Source organism: Bacillus sp. Nf3, from assembly GCF_003028545.1.
GTDB classification, from domain to species: Bacteria; Bacillota; Bacilli; order Bacillales; family Bacillaceae; genus Bacillus; species Bacillus safensis.
In genome coordinates this window covers 118,895-138,118 of the sequence record NZ_PYUA01000004.1, presented here as the reverse complement: position 1 = coordinate 138,118, position 19,224 = coordinate 118,895, and the positions used below count along the sequence as shown (strand labels likewise).

At 41.4% G+C, this 19,224-nt stretch carries 17 protein-coding genes; 4 read left to right on the top strand and 13 right to left on the bottom strand.

Features of this window, described 5'->3' with window-relative positions; translation table 11 throughout:
- Nucleotides 1–35 precede the first annotated feature (35 nt).
- Together lplA and C9414_RS13595 are read right to left on the bottom strand one after the other, a co-directional pair.
- A complete protein-coding gene (lplA, locus tag C9414_RS13600; protein WP_107163831.1) occupies nt 36–1,025 on the bottom strand; it encodes a lipoate--protein ligase in 990 nt (329 codons plus the stop codon).
- Between the two features lie 2 nt (nt 1,026–1,027).
- Entirely contained in the window at nt 1,028–1,771 is a 744-nt protein-coding gene (locus C9414_RS13595; RefSeq protein ID WP_047202380.1) for an MBL fold metallo-hydrolase, read from the bottom strand.
- Nucleotides 1,772–1,927: 156 nt separating this feature from the next.
- Between C9414_RS13595 and yhfH the strand changes: the two genes are divergently transcribed.
- Both yhfH and C9414_RS13585 read left to right on the top strand, forming a co-directional pair.
- Entirely contained in the window at nt 1,928–2,065 is a 138-nt protein-coding gene (gene yhfH / locus C9414_RS13590; protein ID WP_008359029.1) for a protein YhfH, read from the top strand.
- A 339-nt stretch (nt 2,066–2,404) separates the two neighbouring features.
- Nucleotides 2,405–3,694, top strand: coding sequence for a glutamate/proton symporter GltT (locus C9414_RS13585; protein ID WP_047202364.1), 1,290 nt, complete (start codon nt 2,405–2,407; stop codon nt 3,692–3,694).
- Nucleotides 3,695–3,727: 33 nt separating this feature from the next.
- Here the strand turns inward: C9414_RS13585 and C9414_RS13580 are convergent, their stop codons facing one another.
- From C9414_RS13580 to C9414_RS13550, 7 genes are all read right to left on the bottom strand, one after another.
- Entirely contained in the window at nt 3,728–4,777 is a 1,050-nt protein-coding gene (locus tag C9414_RS13580; RefSeq protein ID WP_047202365.1) for a M42 family metallopeptidase, read from the bottom strand.
- A 144-nt stretch (nt 4,778–4,921) separates the two neighbouring features.
- Nucleotides 4,922–7,231: a YhgE/Pip domain-containing protein gene (locus C9414_RS13575; protein WP_047202366.1), complete on the bottom strand. Its 2,310-nt coding sequence runs from the start codon at nt 7,229–7,231 to the stop codon at nt 4,922–4,924.
- Between the two features lie 64 nt (nt 7,232–7,295).
- A complete protein-coding gene (locus tag C9414_RS13570; RefSeq protein WP_047202367.1) occupies nt 7,296–7,874 on the bottom strand; it encodes a TetR/AcrR family transcriptional regulator in 579 nt (192 codons plus the stop codon).
- 173 nt (nt 7,875–8,047) lie between these two features.
- Nucleotides 8,048–9,460 (bottom strand): protoporphyrinogen oxidase, encoded by a 1,413-nt coding sequence (gene hemY, locus C9414_RS13565; RefSeq protein WP_047202368.1) that lies wholly within the window; start codon nt 9,458–9,460, stop codon nt 8,048–8,050.
- 22 nt (nt 9,461–9,482) lie between these two features.
- Nucleotides 9,483–10,421 (bottom strand): ferrochelatase, encoded by a 939-nt coding sequence (gene hemH, locus C9414_RS13560; RefSeq protein WP_047202369.1) that lies wholly within the window; start codon nt 10,419–10,421, stop codon nt 9,483–9,485.
- A 32-nt stretch (nt 10,422–10,453) separates the two neighbouring features.
- A complete protein-coding gene (gene hemE / locus C9414_RS13555; RefSeq protein ID WP_039177601.1) occupies nt 10,454–11,512 on the bottom strand; it encodes a uroporphyrinogen decarboxylase in 1,059 nt (352 codons plus the stop codon).
- Between the two features lie 124 nt (nt 11,513–11,636).
- A complete protein-coding gene (locus C9414_RS13550; protein WP_107163829.1) occupies nt 11,637–13,772 on the bottom strand; it encodes a transglycosylase domain-containing protein in 2,136 nt (711 codons plus the stop codon).
- A 127-nt stretch (nt 13,773–13,899) separates the two neighbouring features.
- Between C9414_RS13550 and C9414_RS13545 the strand changes: the two genes are divergently transcribed.
- Nucleotides 13,900–14,385: an antibiotic biosynthesis monooxygenase family protein gene (locus C9414_RS13545; protein ID WP_024425462.1), complete on the top strand. Its 486-nt coding sequence runs from the start codon at nt 13,900–13,902 to the stop codon at nt 14,383–14,385.
- Nucleotides 14,386–14,449: 64 nt separating this feature from the next.
- On the opposite strand, the gene C9414_RS20550 is transcribed toward C9414_RS13545, so the two are convergent.
- On the bottom strand, nt 14,450–14,602 hold the full coding sequence (locus C9414_RS20550; RefSeq protein WP_224927902.1) for a hypothetical protein: 153 nt from the start codon (nt 14,600–14,602) through the stop codon (nt 14,450–14,452).
- A 283-nt stretch (nt 14,603–14,885) separates the two neighbouring features.
- Between C9414_RS20550 and C9414_RS13535 the strand changes: the two genes are divergently transcribed.
- A complete protein-coding gene (locus C9414_RS13535) occupies nt 14,886–16,073 on the top strand; it encodes a M20 family metallopeptidase (protein ID WP_047202373.1) in 1,188 nt (395 codons plus the stop codon).
- Nucleotides 16,074–16,302: 229 nt separating this feature from the next.
- Here C9414_RS13535 and C9414_RS13525 read toward each other — a convergent pair whose 3' ends face one another.
- The 3 genes from C9414_RS13525 to C9414_RS13515 are packed head-to-tail and all read right to left on the bottom strand — an operon-like array spanning nt 16,303 to nt 19,017.
- Nucleotides 16,303–17,010: an EcsC family protein gene (locus C9414_RS13525; RefSeq protein WP_107163828.1), complete on the bottom strand. Its 708-nt coding sequence runs from the start codon at nt 17,008–17,010 to the stop codon at nt 16,303–16,305.
- 53 nt (nt 17,011–17,063) lie between these two features.
- Nucleotides 17,064–18,284 (bottom strand): ABC transporter permease, encoded by a 1,221-nt coding sequence (locus tag C9414_RS13520; RefSeq protein ID WP_107163827.1) that lies wholly within the window; start codon nt 18,282–18,284, stop codon nt 17,064–17,066.
- A complete protein-coding gene (locus C9414_RS13515; protein ID WP_047202605.1) occupies nt 18,277–19,017 on the bottom strand; it encodes an ABC transporter ATP-binding protein in 741 nt (246 codons plus the stop codon). Before C9414_RS13515 ends, C9414_RS13520 begins: the two co-directional genes overlap by 8 nt.
- Nucleotides 19,018–19,224 lie beyond the last annotated feature (207 nt).

Sequence of the window (19,224 nt, the reverse complement as noted above, 5' to 3'; positions counted from 1 at the left end):
AAAGCACCGCTATCTCTAGCCGTGCTTTCACGCAATTAATAAATCAAATCAAGAAAATCCTCTTTTGATACATTGCCGAAATAGTGGCGCATATCCATATCTTCTAAGACGTCACTGATCGTTTTACGATCATATTGCTGCCCAATGAGCCGCTTCTCAATATCGGCAATATCCCCTACGCCAAAGAAATCACCAAAGATTTTGCAATCCTGGATCATCCCTTTTTTCACTTTTAATCGCAAATCAATGGAGCCTGCAGGGAATCTCTTAGAATGCTGTAAATTAAATTTCGGTGAACGGCCATAGTTCCATTCCCATTTTTGATAGCGATCTCGGGAAATTTCGTGAATCTTTTCCCAATCCTTTTCGGTCAGGCGATATTGAGGCACGTCCCCATTTGTATCAAAAATGTAGCTTAAAAGAATTTTTCTAAACTCTTCTGTTGTCATTTTTTGATCCATCAGTTCACTGATATTGGCAACCCTGCTTCTAATCGATTTGATGCCTTTTGATTCTATCTTTTCTTTTTTCACATTTAAAGCCGAAACGACATGTTCAATTTCTGAATCAAATAGCAGCGTGCCATGGCTGAAAATACGTCCTCTTGTTGCGAACTGAGCATTTCCAGAAATTTTACGTCCATCTGCCATGATGTCATTTCTGCCGCTCAATTCAGCTTTAACACCTAGCTTTTCAAGCGCTTTGATGACTGGTTCTGTGAACTTTTTGAAGTTATGGAAGCTGTCCCCATCATCTTTGGTAATAAAGCTGAAGTTTAAGTTTCCTTTGTCATGGTAAACTGCACCACCGCCGGATAAGCGGCGCACGACTTTGATTCCGTTGTCTTCCACGTACTTCGTGTTGATTTCTTCTATTGTATTTTGGTTCTTTCCAATAATGATTGACGGCTGATTGATGTAAAACAGCAAATACGTTTCTTCTGGATCTAAATATTTTAAGCAATATTCTTCAATTGCCAAGTTAATCATTGGATCATAATGTTGTTCGTTATCGATAAACAGCATCTCTATCTTCCTTCCTTGTTCCATCTAAGCCCTGAATGGGCAAGCTGTATATTGCCAGTATATAACGCCTGTGCTTCATTGACTAGGTCTTTATGACGGCCAAAATGAGGCAGATGGGTGATGATGAGTTCCCCAACATTTGCTTCCTTTGCAATCTTCCCTACCTCTGTACTGTTCATATGTCCAGCACCTGATCCATCCTGTCCAGCATAAAAATTGCTTTCGGCTATGAGCAGATCTGCCCCCTTGCTAAATGGAATAAATGCCTCCTGATAGCTTGAGTCTGCTGTATACACGACCACAGCATCCTCTGCCTGAATTCTCATAGCATAGCATTCTGCTGGATGAACCGTTTTCAAAAAATCAATTTGAAATGGTCCAAGTTGAATCCCTTCTTCTGGCTGATAAGGCTTTGCCTTTGTATGTACATCATCAGAAAGCCGTCCAAACGCTTCTTGATCACCAGTATGTCCATAGATTGGAAGCGGGCCGCTGCTTTTTCCTAAATGATATCCCACTAGCTTCGCATATTGGAGTGGTCCGATATCTGCAATATGATCGTGGTGATAATGAGAAAGGAGAACAGCATCTAGTTCTTCTATATCAATGTATTGCTGAAGCTTTGAAAGAACACCGCTTCCGCAGTCTACAAGAAGACGAAAACCGTTTGATTCAAAAAGATAGCCTGATGTCGCTTCACCTGCTGCCGGAAACCCTCCATAGCATCCAATTACGGTTAATTTCATCGTCATTTTTCCCTCCTTTTCTAAAAATCCCCTTCTTACAATATACCCATTTTTCACGAAAAAAGCATTCTTCTTGCCTATTGTTACAAAACAGATTGACAATTATTAATCTGTTATAATACAATGATAGCAACAAAACGTATTGGAGGATGACAAATGCTAGGAAAAATCACAGAGTTTTTTAGAAATTTGCCCTCAAAGAAATGCACAAAATGTGGAAATGATTTAATGGAACAGCACGAGTGTTACGGTAATGAATGTGAGGAATGCTCACAAGTAAGTTATCTTAAATAAGGAAATAAATTGAATAAAAAAGCACTTTTTCCCTCCTCCGTCAGTTGGAGTCAAAAGTGCTTTTTATTTTTTCTGAAAAATAGGTAAAAAGGTAAAACCCTTGTCACAAAAGGGGTTTTTAGTATTTTTATATGATGAGTTTTAGTTCTGAAGACACTTTTTATTGACTAAAAACAATGAAGGAGGTTCTAAATGTCTATTTTTTCTAACAATTTTGTATTTTCTTAATATAATTTTATCGTGGACGAACCTCTTTAATTTTAGTTATACTTTAATTCATATATTAAAACTTAATATGATGGGAATATTCCTTTAATGAATATGTTAGGGAGGAAATCTATGAAAAAATTAAAATTTGGATTGGCTACTCAAATCCTAATCGGTCTTATTCTCGGTGTCGTTGTTGGGGCAATCTTTTTCGGTAACCCAGGTGTCGAGACATACTTAAAACCAATTGGAGACTTCTTCTTGAGGCTCATCAAGATGATTGTCATCCCAATTGTCGTATCCAGCTTAATTTTAGGTGTTGCAGGTGCGGGTGATGGTAAAAAAGTAGGGAAACTAGGTTTTAGAACCATTCTTTATTTTGAAATTATCACAACATTTGCGATTATCCTTGGCCTTGTCCTAGCAAACTTTGTACAGCCTGGTGCAGGCGTTGACTTTGGACATGCTGAAAAACAAGATATTAGCCAGTATGTTGAAACGGAAAAAGAGCAAAGCAGCAAATCAGTTGCTGATACGTTCCTTCATATCGTTCCAACGAACTTCTTCCAATCATTGGCGGAAGGTGATTTGCTTGCGATTATTTTCTTCACTGTGCTATTTGCACTTGGCGTTTCAGCGATTGGTGAACGCGGTAAACCAGTGCTCGCCTTCTTCGAGGGTGTATCACATGCCATGTTCCATGTCGTTAATATTGTGATGAAAGCTGCACCATTTGGTGTATTCGCACTCATTGGTGTGACCGTATCAAAATTTGGTCTTGAATCTCTTATTTCATTAGGTAAGCTTGTAGGTCTTGTTTATTTTGCGCTCGCTCTTTTCCTTATCGTTGTATTCGGAATTATCGGAAAGATGATTGGCGTCAATATTTTCAGATTTCTTGCTTACATGAAAGACGAAATGCTTCTTGCCTTTAGTACATCCAGCTCTGAAACAGTTTTACCAAGAGTTATGGATAAAATGGAGCGAATCGGATGTCCAAAAGGAATTGTTTCGTTCGTTATTCCAATCGGTTATACGTTTAATCTGGACGGCTCCGTCTTGTATCAAGCCATTGCTGCGCTTTTCCTTGCACAGGTATATGGCATTGACCTCACGATCGTCCAGCAGCTTACACTTGTTCTTGTACTGATGGTAACATCGAAAGGAATGGCTGCCGTTCCTGGTACTTCATTTGTTGTATTACTCGCGACATTAGGAACGATCGGTGTACCTGCTGAAGGTCTTGCATTTATTGCAGGTGTGGACCGTATCATGGATATGGCACGGACTGTTGTGAACTTAACAGGAAATGCACTTGCAGCTGTTGTGATGTCTAAATGGGAAGGGCAGTATGACCCTGAAAAAGGACATCGCGTGATGACAGGACAAGATGTACCTGAGCCAACACAGCTTTCAAGCTAATGAAAAAGAACCCCAGCTTACGGGGTTCTTTTTTTATGCTGTGATTAATGGTGATTGAACATAGTGATAAAGAAGATCCGCTGTATGGACAAGTGAATCTTCATGTGTTCTTTCAAAGGCATGCGAGGAATCTATACCAGGACCAATCAGTCCATGAATGATATCATGCCCTGCTCTAATGGCTGCTGATGCATCAGAGCCGTAATAAGGGTAAATATCAAGGCGGTAATCAATGTTGTGCTCTTCTGCTAATGCAGCTAAATGCTTGCGTAATCCATAGTGATAAGGGCCGCTCGAATCTTTTACACAAATCGATACACTGTATTCATCTGTTGATTGACCGTCACCGATCGCGCCCATATCAACAGCTAGATATTCCACCGTTTCTTCTGGAATATTCGAGTTTCCGCCGTAGCCAATTTCTTCATTATTGGAAATTAAGAAGTGCGTCGTATGCGGCAATGTGATATTTTCGTTTTGAATTCTGTGGATGAGCCGCAAAAGTAGCGCCACACTTGCCTTATCATCCAGATGTCTTGATTTAATAAAACCTGAAGACGTCACTTCCACTCTCGGATCAAATGAGATAAAGTCCCCTACTTGAATGCCAAGTGCTTTGACATCGTCTGCATCTTTCACCTTTTCATCGAGACGAATCTCCATATTCTCTTGGTTTCGTTTCGCTTTTCCAGCATCCGCATAGACGTGCACGGATGTTTGATGCATAAGAATGGTCCCTGTGTATGTATGGCCTGATGCTGTTTCAATTTCACAATATTCGCCTTCAATTGAGTTATACTGAAAGCCTCCAATAAGTGCTAGACGAAGCCGTCCATTTGATTTAATTTCCTTAACCATCGCACCGAGCGTATCGACATGCGCTGTCAGCATGCGATGTTCTTTGTCATCTGTTCCTTTAATGGTGGCAATTAATCCGCCTTTTCGATTTCGTTTTGTCTCAATGTTCAAATCTTGTAAAAAACGTTCAACAAAGCCAATCACTTTTTCTGTATTTCCTGATGGACTTGGGATTGAAACAAGCTTTTGAATCAGCTGAATGGTTTCATTTACTTCAGTAGTCATTCGGCATTTCCTCCTTTGTCTGAAAGCAATTCCTTCCATGTATGCCTTTTTCAGCATCTCTTCTTAAAATATATCGCTTCAGGTTCGAGATGTCTAATTTCAAATGAAAAATCCTTCCTCTATTAAAGAGAAAGGATTCATGGATTAAGCTTCGTCCTGTTTCATTTTTCTTACGTTCCAAGCAAAGTATGCTGTTGTTGCCGCCATCATGATGATCGCAACTGTTCCAAGGATCGCTGCTTGGTGCCATAAATAGCTGTCATCACCGCTTGCAATGATCGTTCTAAATCCGTTGATTGTATACGTCATTGGAAGCAGACTGTGAATGACTTGGAAGAATTTCGGCACAAGCTCAAGCGGGAATGTACCAGCACTTGCTGCGAGCTGAAGAACCAAGATAATAACAGCAATGAAGCGTCCTGGGTTCCCCATTGTTGTCGCCAGCAGCTGAATGATCGCTAAGAATGTCAGACTGACGATAATCGCAAAGAGATAGAAGCGCCAGAGGCTTTCCACCTCAAGACCAAGCCCAAAGATGAGCAAGGAGCTTGCAATAACTGCTTGCAGGATACCAACAAAAAAGAGCACACTATATTTGCTGAAAAACCATTCAAACGCATTTCTAGGGCGTCCAGCAGGGTCTTTCATTGGGAAGACAACGGTAAGCATGAGAGCCCCTACAAAGAGTCCCATCGATAAAATATAAGGTGTGAGTCCTGTACCATAGTTATCAATCTTTTTCGCTGTATCATTTTCTGTTTTCACGGGACTCGCAATCATATTGTAATTGTCTTGACCCGCATCAATTTCTCCTGTTTCATCAGCGGCGCTTTTTAATTTATCGGACAGCTTACCTGTTCCGCTCTTTAAATCTCCCAATCCTTTATCGAGTGATTTTGAGCCTTCAGCAAGCTTAGATGTGTTGCTTTGGATATTCGTTGAACCACTTTCCAGCTTATTTAACGCTGCGCTCAGCTGGCTTGAACCATTTGCAAGCTTATCTGCACCGCTTTTCGCTGTTTCAAGCTTTCCATTTGCTGTTTGCAGACCATCTTGTAATTGGCCTTGACCTGTTTGAAGCTTCAGTGCACCTTGATACAATTTATTCGTACCAGATGTCATTTGATCAATCGCATTTTGTATCGCGACTGTAGATGTGTAGAGCTGTTCTGTTTTCTTTGGCAGCTGTTTGACTTGCTGCAGCTGAGCTTTTGCAGAAGCAACTGCAGATTGAACCTCACTTGCATCAGGCAGTTCCTGCAAGGCCGCTAAGCTCTGTTCAAGTCCAGACAGATCAGGCAGTTCGATTTTAGGCAGACTGTCAAGCTGATCCATTGCCGCCTTTTTCTCTTCATCTGTCATTGAGCTGTTTTGGATGATGCTTTTTACTTTAGCATCTCGATTCGATAACGCTTCTTTTAATGAAGCAAGTTTTGTACTAAACGTCTTTGCGTCTTTTTTCACCTGATCGAGTTTAGGCGCCATCTTTTCAAGATTCGCTAATTCTGGTGATGACAAGACTTTTTCTACTGCTTCAATTTTTTCTGAAAAGGATTGTGCTTTGTTGTTTAGCTGCTCAATGCCTGCTGTGAATTGCGGCATTTTAGAAGCGAGCTGCTGATGGCCTTCCCGGCTTGTGTTTAACCCTTCAGTCAATGTATCAATTCCTGTACCAAGCTCTCCAAATTTCTGATCGATGGTTTGATAGCCTGTTAAGAGCTGGCCAAGTCCGCTGTCAAGAGATTGTATCCCTGTGTTCAGTTCACCCATTTTACCAGCAAACTGATGAACACCTTCGCTATAGGTTAACGTTCCTTCAGCCAATTTTGCTAAATTGTCTTTTAACTTGTTACTGCCATCTTTTGCACTTTTTGTTCCGTCATCAATTTTCTTCGCACCATCGCTTGCTTGATCTAAGCCTTTTGCAATCGTTTTGAAGTTATCAAAAATGACCTCTGCGTAATTTTTCGTGACTTCCTTTGAAACCGAATCTTTTAATTTGATAATGGCATTATTCGCAATTTGTGACGCCGCATAGTTGGCACCTGGATTCGTATAATATTTCAGATTCGATTTTTTTGGATGTTTATCAAGGACTGTACTTGCATTTTTCGAGAAATCCTTTGGTATTTCCACGACGAGATAATAATCCTCGTTATTTAATCCCTTCACTGCCTTTTCTTCACTATCGACAAAATTCCATTTGAAATTATCGTTTTTCTTTAATTCCTTCACTAAATCATCGCCGACATGCAGTGTTTTCCCGTCATAATGACTGCCTTCATCCAAGTTGACAACCGCTACAGGCAATTGATCGACTGTACCATATGGATCCCAGTATGCTTTTAAAAATACGCCGCTGTAAATCAGCGGAATAAATAACACAGCGAAAATCGGGATCAGTAGTTTTTTGCTCGTCACAATGTCTTTCCATTGATTCCGAATTAAATTCATTGCTGTTTTCCTCCCATAGATGAATGACTAAATTTAGAATTTGGTCATTTGAACTTAAAAAAAATTATGTTGCGGCTAAAAGTCCTTTGAGTACATAAAGCTCCAGCGACTCGGCCACCTCTTCTTTTGTTAAAGGCTCGTATCGCTTTTCCCAATCAAAAATAAGTGCAATATATAGTTTCACCATCACAAATGCAGTCAATTCAGGATCACATGGCTTAATATCGCCTTTATCAATCGCTTCTTTTACTTTCGTTTTAACATAGCGAATGATCATTTGCTCCATCTTTTCAATCATTTCCTTGACCGCTGATGTGCCAAGCTCCGCATTTTCCTGAAAGATTTTGATTGTGAGCTGGTGGTTTTTTCGAAATTCCAATATTGCAAAGAGTGCTAAATGAAGGTTTTCAGAGAAACTTTTCTCCTCATCCATTGCTTCATCTGCAATTTTCCTCATCTCTATTAAAAGGGATGTGAAAATTTCATCGAACAGCTCTTCTTTGTTTTTGAAAAAGGTATAAATGGTTCCTTTTCCGACGTTGGCAAGCTTCGCCACAAGGTCCATTGTGGTGGCTTTATACCCAAATTGAGTAAATGCCTTCGTAGCCCCGTCTAAAATCATTTGTCTCCTATCAACACTCATGATCTCACTCCCAAAATGACTATTTGAACGTTTTGGTCATTAAGTACAGAAAGTAATATACCACATCCTTTTCTCCGGATGCAACAACTTTGTTCACTTTTATGATTCACAACTCTTTTTGAATGATGAGAACACGAAAAACCCCCTTTCCTTGGTAGAAAAGGGAGTTTGTTTTATGAAAATAGATAAGATACAGCCTCTGAAATGGCAGCTTTTCCTTGATCAATACAATCAGGGATTCCGACACCTTCAAAAGCAGCACCTGTGATATAAACACCAGGATATGATTGCTTAAACGTTTCTCGCATGTTCGAAATGGCTTTTTGATGACCGACGTGATATTGCGGCATGCTGGTCTTCCAGCGAGTCACTGTCGTCAGTTCTGGATCTGCTTTAATATCCATGATTTTCTTCAAATCCTCCAGCACAATGCTGACGATTTGATGGTCTGACTGTTCGACAATTGATTCGTCGCCTGCCTTCCCTACATAAGCACGCAATAGCGTTTTTCCTTTAGGAGCTGTATGCGGCCATTTTTTGTTCGTCCACGTACAGGCTGTAATAGAGAAATCACTGTTTCTTGAGATGACAAAACCAGTGCCGTCATATTCATTATGAACATCCTCTTCTTTAAAACCGAGTGCAACTGTTGCAACAGAAGTAGATGTCATATCATGCAAGTACTCAAGCCCCGCTTCTTTTGGAAACATGGAATAGATCGATTGATGCGGAGTTGTCACAATGGCTGAATCAGCAAAAAGCGTTTGACCGCTGTCTAATTGCACTCCGTAGCCCCCATCAGTTTTTTCAATCTGCTTCACTTTTGTCCCTTTATAAATCGTTGTCATCTTGAGCTTGCTTTCTACTGCTTCAACAAGCGCTTGCAGTCCTTGATTAATCGTTTGGAACTGCCCTTGTTTTTTCGCCGTCACTTGCTGCGCTTTCGCATGCTGCTGTGATTTTTTCATCCCAAGAATCAAACTGCGATGCTTCTGTTCTGTTTGATAAAACTGCGGGAAGGTGGACATTAAGCTGAGGCGGTCAATGTCACCAGCATAAATACCTGATAGTAGAGGTTCGATTAAATTCTCAACTACTTCATCACCGACACGTCTTCTAAAAAATTCACCGAGCGACTGATCTTCTGTCTGCTTGCTTTTTGGCAGTACGAAATCCATTGCGGCTCTCGCTTTTCCTGCAACTGAAAAAAGACCGGTTGTGATGAATGGGCTGATTTGAGTTGGAATACCCATGACAGCGCCTTTTGGCATTGGGTGAAGGGTTTCATTGACTAGTACATATGCTTGCCCTGTTTCATTATTGACGAGCTGATCCGCGAGACCAACATCCTTCGCCAGCTGCGGTCCACTGACCTTTCTTTCCAAAAATGAATCAGGTCCACGTTCAATGATGTAGCCGTCTTTATATAATGTTTGTATTTTTCCACCTAGCCTAGGGCTCGCTTCAATAAGAGATATTTGAATGGGAAGACCTTTTTCTTCGACTTCCTTTTCCAAATAGAAGGCGGCGGCTAAACCAGTGATGCCACCGCCAATGATGACAAGGTGTTTTTGATTGTCATGCATAGGATCGCCTTCTTTTATATAATTACTTGCTTTCGTCAAGCTTCTTTAATACGACAGTTGCCAGAGCATCAATAAATGCTGGTTTCGCATTTGGCATTTCTGGACGATAGTAGGCTGCACCGATTTCATCTGTCACGACTTTACATTCATAATCGTTGTCGTATAACACTTCTAGATGGTCGGCGACAAACCCAACAGGCACATATACGAACGTTTTATAGCCTTTTTGTTCGAATAGATCCCGTGTTAAGTCTTGAACGTCAGGTCCAAGCCATGGATCAGGCGTATTGCCTTCACTTTGCCAGCCAATTTCATAATGTTCAATTCCCGCACCTTCTGCTATCATTTTGGCAGATTGTGCGAGCTGTTCAGGATATGGATCTCCTGCTGCAATAATTTTTTCAGGAAGGCTGTGTGCAGACACAATGAGTACGGCTGATTCTCTTTCCTCTTCACTCATCGATGCATACGTATCCTTCACTTGTTTCACCCAATAGTCCACAAACTTCGGCTCATCGTACCAGCTTTCCACAGATGTAATCTTCAGATTGCCAAGCTTGTCTGCCTCATCTTGTGCACGCTTGTTATACGATTTCACGCTAAAGGTTGAAAAATGCGGCGCAAGAACAATACTCACTGCTTCTGTGATGCCGTCTTTGTGCATCTCTGCAACTGCATCCTCAATGAATGGTTCAATATGTTTTAGGCCAATGTAGACATGAAATTCAATGTCGTCTTGGATGTCATTCAAATGATCACACAAACCTTTTGCCTGCTGTTCTGTAATTTTTGATAAAGGAGATATACCGCCGATTGCCTTGTAGCGGTCCTTCAAATCTTGCAGCATCTCTGGCTCCGGCTTTCTGCCTCTGCGGATATGTGTATAATAACGTTCAATATCTTCTTCTTTATATGGGGTGCCATATGCCATGACAAGAAGTCCCATTTTCTTTTTCTCCACAACCAACACTCCTTCAGATCATTTGAAATAGTTTAGATGGATGATTTTTTATATTTCGCTGAATAATCGTGAATAAAATCTGTCAGCTTCTTTAACGTATCTGGTGAAACATCAGGAAATACCCCATGACCTAAGTTAAAGATAAAGTGATCTGATTTCATTCCTTGATCTAAAATATCTTTTGCTCTTTCTTCAATGACTTCCCAAGGAGCAAGTAAGATAGTTGGATCAAGGTTCCCCTGTAACGTTTTTGTGAGCCCTTCTTTTCTCGCTTCATCTACACTCATACGCCAATCCAGTCCAACCACATCAAGCGGCAGATCGTGCCAGTCTTTCGCTAGATGGCTTGCACCAACTCCATACATGATCATTGGGACGTTTTCAGACTTCAGCTCTGTGAAAATTCGCTGCATGACAGGCTTAATGAATGTCCGGTAATCTGCTGCATTTAAAGCGCCAACCCATGAGTCGAAAATTTGAAATGCACTGACCCCGGCTTTTACCTGCGCGCGTATGTACGTGATCGTCATATCAGCTAACTTGTTCATGAGCAGCATCCACGCCTCAGGATCACTGTACATCAGCGCCTTTGTTTTATGATAATTTTTAGATGGACCGCCTTCAATCATATAGCTTGCCATCGTAAATGGTGCGCCAGCAAAACCGATAAGTGGAACATTCAGCTGCTCCTTCGTTAAAAGCTGAATGGTATCAAGCACATATGGCAGGTCTTCTTCAGGATGAAGTTCCCCAAGACGTTCGATATCTGCTTTAGATCGAATCGGTGCATCAATCACAGGTCCAATTCCATTTTTAATTTCTACGTCCACTCCAATAGCCGGAAGCGGGGTCATAATATCTTTATATAAAATAGCGGCATCTACACCATATTGTTCTACAGGAAGTCTTGTTACATAAGCACATAACTCTGGCTGATGCGTAATTTCAAATAGCCCGTATTTTTCTTTAAGGGCACGATATTCAGGCTGTGAGCGTCCTGCCTGTCTCATATACCAAACTGGTACATGGTCTGTTTTTTCCCCTTTACACGCCTTTAAGAACGTGTCATTAAAAACCTTCGTTTTTCCCATTACCTTTCATTCCACCTTTCGCCCTACACTCTCTTTGCATAAGGCTCAAACACTGCTTTTACTATACCGCGTTTTCAAGGCACGGTATACTAAAGCGGCTCAATGTTCAAAAAATCGCCGAATATTAACGTCCAAAAGACTCTGGCTTGACATACGCACTGCCTTCGCCTTCTTCTTGTGTTTGGGTATTATATGGAACAACTTTATACTCTGCGTTTGAAAATACATTGGCATACGGCATTGTATAACTGCCCACGCCTGTTACTGTGTCGATCAGCGTTTCGCTTCCATTTCTCTTTTCATAGATGCGGTATTCAACGCGTTTATCCTCCTGCTTGTCCCAAGACAGCTCTAATGTAAACAAGCCTTTGATTTTAAACGCATAGCGGGCTTCAAATCCTGATACTCCCTCTAAATGGATAGGAGATTGAAGCTCTTTTATTCCCTCTGGTTTTTCAAACGTTTCATTGGTGATTTGAGCTGCTGTTAAAATATCTTTAAACAGCTGCACTGGGTATTGACTGCCCCCAGTTAAATAGTGGCTGTTATCGGTTTTGTCATACCCCATCCAAATCGCACCCGTTGTACTAGGCGTATAACCGGCAAACCAAGCATCCTTTGTTGCACCTTTCACACCCGAATATGTGGTCGTTCCTGTTTTACCAGCTAAATCTCCAGCGTATGAACCGCTCTGGGCTGTCCCGCCTTTGACAACTTGCTGAAGCATTCTTGTCATGTTCCATGCATTCTGCACGCTAAACACTCGTTCTTGCTTACCACGATTCTTTTCTACAGTTTCTCCTTCATCATTGGTGATCTTCTGAATAAAGAAGGGTTTTTTATATACGCCTTCATTGGCAAATGTATGGAAGGCTCCAGCGATCTGTAATGGAGAAACTCCTTTTTCTAAACCGCCAAGCGCAATAGCTAAGCCTTTATCAGAGATATCTATCCCCATTTTCTCGAGATATGACTTCGACGTATCAATGCCCAGCTGGCTTAACGTCCACACAGCAGCGGTATTTTTACTTTTCATGAGAGCTTCCATCATTGTGACCCGGCCTTCATACTGCCCATCGTAATTCTTAGGTGAGTAGCCGTCATAGCTTTTTTCTTTGTCTTCAAGCAGTGAATAAGGTCTGAATTTTTTCTCCTGCATTGCCGGACCGTAGACCGCGATCGGCTTAAAAACAGATCCCGGCTGCCTAACAGCTGTCACCCTGTTATAGCCTCTCGCCTGATATTCTCGTCCTCCAATGGCTGCTTTCACTCCACCAGACTCGTTATCAATAAATACGGCGCTGCCTTCCGGAGAACCGCTTTTTCCCGGGAAATAACGGTTGTTCTTCATCGCATCATATGCAGTTTTTTGCAGATTCATATCGATCGGTACTTTAATGGTATAGCCGCCTTGAAGCAATTGTTCATGTGAAATGGCATACTCTGATTCTGCTTCTTTAATGATGAGATCAACATAGCTGTCCACCCAAGGTGTTTCTGATTTCTTTTTTAAATGAATGCCTAGTGTTCTCCCTTTTGCTTCTACCGTTTCTGTTGAAGACAAATATCCTTGTTCGTTCATTAAATTCAGGATGGTGTCCCGCCTTTGTTTATTTTTATCAGGGTGTAGAACAGGCGAGTAAGAAGATGGTGCCTTTGGCATCGCAGCGAGTGTAGCACCTTCGCTGACCGTTAAATCTTTGACATCCTTACTAAAGTAATAATTGGCTGCTGCCTGAATACCATAAACACCATGGCCGAAGTAAAGCTGATTCAAATACATCTCAAGTAGCTTATCCTTGGAATAATCTCTTTCTAAATTAATGGCAATAATGACTTCTTTCGTTTTTCGAAGAAAGGTTTTGTCATTTGTGAGAAAAATATTTTTTGCGAGCTGCTGAGTAATTGTACTGCCGCCCTCTACCTTCCCTCCTGCTAATATATCTCGATAAATCGCCCTTGAAATAGACTGTGCATCAATTCCGTGATGCTCATAAAAACGCTTGTCCTCGACAGCCACAAAGGCTTTTGCTACTTTATCAGGCACCTCTTTTAACGACACAGGGTCCCGATTTTCTGAATACATGCTTGTGAGTTCTTTTCCATTCTGATCAATGATTTTGGAGGAAGCATGAAAAACAAGCTTCTTTTCATCTATGACATAATGTCCTAAAAATAAAATCGTCAGATAGCCAATAAATGAGAGTACGATTGTACTTCCTGCAATGACTAATGGAATGATTATCTTCTTTTTCTTCAAATTAGGTCACCTCATTCCTTTATACGGATAGTATGGGATGTATTGCTTCATAATATGTTTTATGGATTGACTGCCAAAGAATTATATATCATTCTTTTGTTATACTATCAAGCAGGAGGCGGTTTAGATGAATTTCTATATTACATATGGAACAGCAGATTTTTTGCATAAAATCGCAAAAAAACACCATCTGGAAAATCTGCTTTATATGGTCGGAAAAGAACAAGCAGCTCTTTTTCATGAAACGGAGGGTGAGACTGTATTTAAAGCCCCTCATGCCTATGATGTGATTTATGCGAAAGGCGAGCTTGTCCAATCTGGTTTTGTCACCTTGAATCATATCCCTGTTAAGCTTGAAAGCAGAGCACTCTTTGAATCCACCTTTCAGAAAAAGACGAACATCTCAGAACATCAGCGCGGCTTCCAGGCTATTCGCGTTTTAAGACCTCAAAAAGATGAAGAAGTTTATTTGATTTTGACACTTTGGGAATCAGAGGACTTATTTCAAGACTTTCAAGAATCAGAAGCATTCTTTCAGCCACACGAGGATACAGGCTCCATTTTCTCTCGTCCAGCTTACCTCACATCCTACCATGCCGTCACAGACAATTAAGGAAGTGCTGCTCTCAGCACTTCTTTTTTTCATGAAAAAAAGCCCAGTCGCTGGGCTCTTCATTTTATGAGCTTGATTTCAGCTCGTACCGATGAATGATCGGCTGAAGCACATAGAAATTCAGCAATATCCAACCTAATAAGATCGGCCATTTCAACATAGGTGAAGCACCTTTCAATTGAACGAGCAGCACCAATAGCGGAATCAAACAGATCATGAAAAAACTCATTTTTGAGATAAACGTTTCTTTGATTTGATGCCGGCAGCTTGGACACATCATCATTTTCGTATGTGATAAATGAAACTTTTCGACGAAAGAAAATGTTTTTGAACAATTTGGACAGCTTCCCAACGCTACTCCTCCCTTTCCCTGCTTCATATCAACTTCGACTTTTATGCAAAATGACCTTTTGATACTGACCACGAAATCCTCTTCTGTTGAAAGATTCTAACAATTACCATACAATCAGTAAAAGAGCATGAAGGAGGTTTTCGATTCAATGACAATATCCACTTTACAGAAAAGCATCAATGAACGTCTTGATGAACATTATGAGGAAATGGTTGAAATTAGACGCCATCTCCATATGAATCCTGAACTTTCTTTTCAGGAAGAAGAAACAGCCGCTTTCATCGCCAGCTATTATGATACATTACAAATCCCTACGCGTACTCAGGTGGGCGGTCATGGCGTACTCGCTTTTATCGAAGGAGCTTCTCCGGGGCCAACCATTGCCCTCAGAGCTGATTTTGATGCACTTCCCATCCACGATGAAAAAGATGTACCTTACAAATCAACAAAACCTGGAGTGATGCATGCGTGCGGTCACGATGGGCATACTGCGACACTTCTTGTATTAGCAAAAGTTTTGCATACACATCGTGACCAATTAAAAGGAAAGATCGTCCTCATTCATCAGCATGCGGAAGAATATGCTCCCGGCGGCGCAAAACCAATGATTGAAGACGGCTGTTTAGACGGTGTCGATGTGATATTTGGTACGCACCTTTGGTCTTCAGAGCCTTGTGGCACGATTCTTTATAAAAGCGGGAACTTTATGGCAGCTGCCGATCGTTTCTCTATTCAAGTCCAAGGGAAAGGCGGGCACGGTGCCCAGCCTCATTTAACAAAAGATGCCGTACTCATCGGTTCACAAATCGTCGCAAACCTGCAGCAAGTCGTTGCCCGTAAAGTCAATCCAGTTGATTCTGCTGTAGTGTCTGTTGGAGGTTTTGTCGCAGAGAATGCCTTTAACGTCATTGCAGATTCAGCTGTTTTAACTGGTACTGCACGATCCTTTGAAGAAAGTGCACGGCATATCATCGAACGAGAAATTGAACAGGTGGTAAAAGGGGTGTGTCAGATGCATGATGCTTCCTACACATATGAATATGTGAGAGGATATCCAGCTGTCAAAAACCACCCGAAGCCGACTGAATATATTGCTGACATCGCTAACCAGACAGAAGGAGTTACAGAAGTAAAAGAAGCGGAAACCCAAATGGGCGGAGAAGACTTTGCTTACTACCTACAGCATGTCCCTGGCACCTTCTTCTACACAGGCGCCATGCCGGAAAACAGCCAGGACGTGTATCCACATCATCATCCAAAGTTCGATATCAATGAAAAAGCAATGCCTGTCGCAGCAAAGGTACTCGCTAACGCCGTTCTTTCCTACAATGAATAAAAAAAGCCGCTGTCCTCAGCGGTTTCAGCGTGTAGACAAACCCTCGCATTCGGTGTCAGGTCTGCGCTCCGGTGCTCACGAATGTCAAATTCGCTTCGCTCCGCTGCTCGTCCTTCCTAGACTGCAAAGGTTTTCTATCACGCTGTGCTGAAAAGAAGACAAAGGGCTAAAATAAAGATCATTTTAGCCCTTTGTCAACAATCTGAAGCCGCTGTCCTCAGCGGCTTTTCTAATTCATATCTTTCAATATTCGCAAGTGAAATACATGGCGTGCGACCTCTCCGAGCTGTCCTGTCAGCTGATGATTTGCCACGCCGCCAACAGCGGCTCCGACGACCGGCATTAATTGAAACAGCTTCACAAGATCAATGTAATCTCGATACTCCTGCTGAAAGCTGTACCAATCCATTTCCTCTCGGCTCGTTTCCCAATCATCTATGATCTTCATCATTTTTTGACGATGTGCACTGCTGGAAAAAGCGAGTTGAAATATACAGAGCAAAAAGAGTCTTTCTTCCTTTTGAGATAAATCAAAGCCGTAAATACACGCCAGCTCATAAAGGCATTTCATCTTTATGCTCAGCAGCAGCGGAAAGTCTGCCATTCCGAGGAATAAACCGCCTGCACCTGTTCCAATCCCTTCGACGGCAGCCGCCTTTTGGTAATACTTCACATTATCCTTTGCCAGTTCATTTCGTTCTACAAGAGATAATTGTTCATCAATCACTGAAAATGAAGTGAAGTGTGAACCTGATACGGTGGATTCAACCATTGTTTTGACCGCACTTGTGATGACTTGATGAAACCTGGCAGGAATTCGGCGGTTCACCTGCTGCTGAACTCCTTTTGAAAACCGTTCGATCTTTGAAGGTTTTCTTAAAAAACGTGTTTGAAAAAGAATGGCTTCTTCATACAACTCCCGTTCAGCTGCATTCATCCGGTCCCCTCCTAGATGTCATCATACGCGCGTTGTAAAAAACATACCTCTACTTATCTCATCTTTTTTAACCTGCTTTGTACGTAAGGCTTAAAGAGGACAAGCACAAATGCTAAAGAAATGACAAAGGCAAGTCCGCTTCCCTGCCAGCCTCCTGCTGGAAGTACCGCACAGCTCAGCAATATCGATTGGATGATGAGCACATTACGGACGAGAACAAAAAAGCTTCGATCCTTTTCTTTTTGAGAAACTGGATAAAGTGCCTGTAATGAAAGATGAGCAAAGTGCTTCGTTAATGGCACAAGCTGTACACCTGTGATAAATACTGTGAACAAGACAAGTAGCGCACCCACCCAGCCTGCTGCACCTGTATACAAAATAATCAGGACAAACACGGCCGTTAATCTAAACACCAGACCAAAATAGTCATTTGAGCGTACAAACGCCCTCACATACATATAAGAAAAAGTTTTACGCTGATCGTAAGGAACAAACTTCAACATCCAGTCCATGTATGCTCTTCTTTTCACCTGTTTCTTTAAGTGAGGCACATCGGTAAATAAGTTTGCCAAACGATAAAAGCGCTGCTTCCGTTTTAATTCATCAGAAATATGCATTTCCCATTGAAAAGGCTGTTTTTTCACTGCATTTGTTAAGTAGACGAGATAGACACCGTAGATAAGATAAAAAACGATTGCAATCACATAGGCTGCCTGTAAGACGGTATAGATCAACATCAGATTTAATAGAAAACGAAGGGCTGCATCGAGCCATCTCACGTGTTTTCCTTGAAAATAAGTCATTCTCCATTGAATGGCTGTATTCAGGCCCTTTATCAAGATCATTTGCGCCAGTATCAGCACATACCCCGTGATGCCTCCTGAAGACACTGCCGAATAAAGCGGAAGTGCGACAATGGATACAGCAATGAGAGGAAAAAGCTGAGAAATGAAGCTAAAGTTAAAAGCTTGTTTTAAGTAAGGCTCCATCTTCCCTTCTAAAGGAAGTAAAAACACGAGATCGGCTTCTTTAATTAACGTACGTACGTATGAGCTTGTAAGTACTAACGAGAAAACAACTGCCATCACCCAGTAGGATGGGAAGTGAGCCGGAATCTGTTTGAGCCAGCTGCTGTACCAGCTTGCTCCGCCTGCAAGGAAAAAAATGAGCACAATGACAAGATGATCGTTGAACATGTATTTTAAGTATTTTCTTGTTTCTTGTATGTGTTCCTCTAATCTTGATTTCCAAATAGTAAGCGTTGTTTTACTCATAGTTTTCTTCCTTTGTTAATTCCAGATAAAGATCATCGAGTGTCGCATCTCTCATATTGAACTGTTCTCTCAGCTCTGCCAGTGTTCCTTTCGCTCTGATTTCCCCTTCGTGCAAAATAATAAAGGAATCACAATAGCGCTCAGCTGTCGCTAAAATATGCGTTGACATCAGGACACTAGCACCGCTTTTCTTCGCAGCATTCATCCGTTCAAGCAGTGCATTGATCGCAAGAGGATCAAGCCCTAAGAACGGTTCATCGATGATATACAGCTCTGGTTCCACAAGGAATGCACACATAATCATGACCTTCTGCTTCATTCCTTTTGAAAAATGAGCAGGGAACCATTTCAGCCGTTTCTCCATTCGAAATTCTTTCAGCAACGACGGCAGCCGTTCGTCTAATTGTTCCTTTGATAGACCGTAAGCCATCGCTGTCAGCTCTAAATGCTCTTTTAACGTTAATTCTTCATATAAAACAGGTGTCTCAGGAATAAATGTAAATTGTGAACGATACGCCTCTTGGTCGTCTTGAAGGGTTCGTCCATTCAATTCAATGACACCTTTATGCGGTTTCATAAGCCCGATAATATGGCGGATGGTTGTACTTTTTCCCGCCCCGTTTAAGCCAATGAGACCAACAATTTGATTTCTTTCTAATTCAAATGAAATATTTTTTAGAACGGGATTCTTCGTATATCCACCCGTTACATCTTTTACAGTGAGAAGGGACATGAATTCGTTCCTTTCTTTCTTTTTTCCTTTATAGTAACAAAAACGAATGATAATTTGAAATGTTTACCTATAGACGAGTCATGAATAAAAAATAGGCGCTATGGTCATCATAATGTATGTAGAAGAAATGAACTTGATGACCAATAAGTAAATGAGGTGTTTGTTAAAGGCAAAGAACCGCATGACAAGTTGGTTTTTCATCTAAAA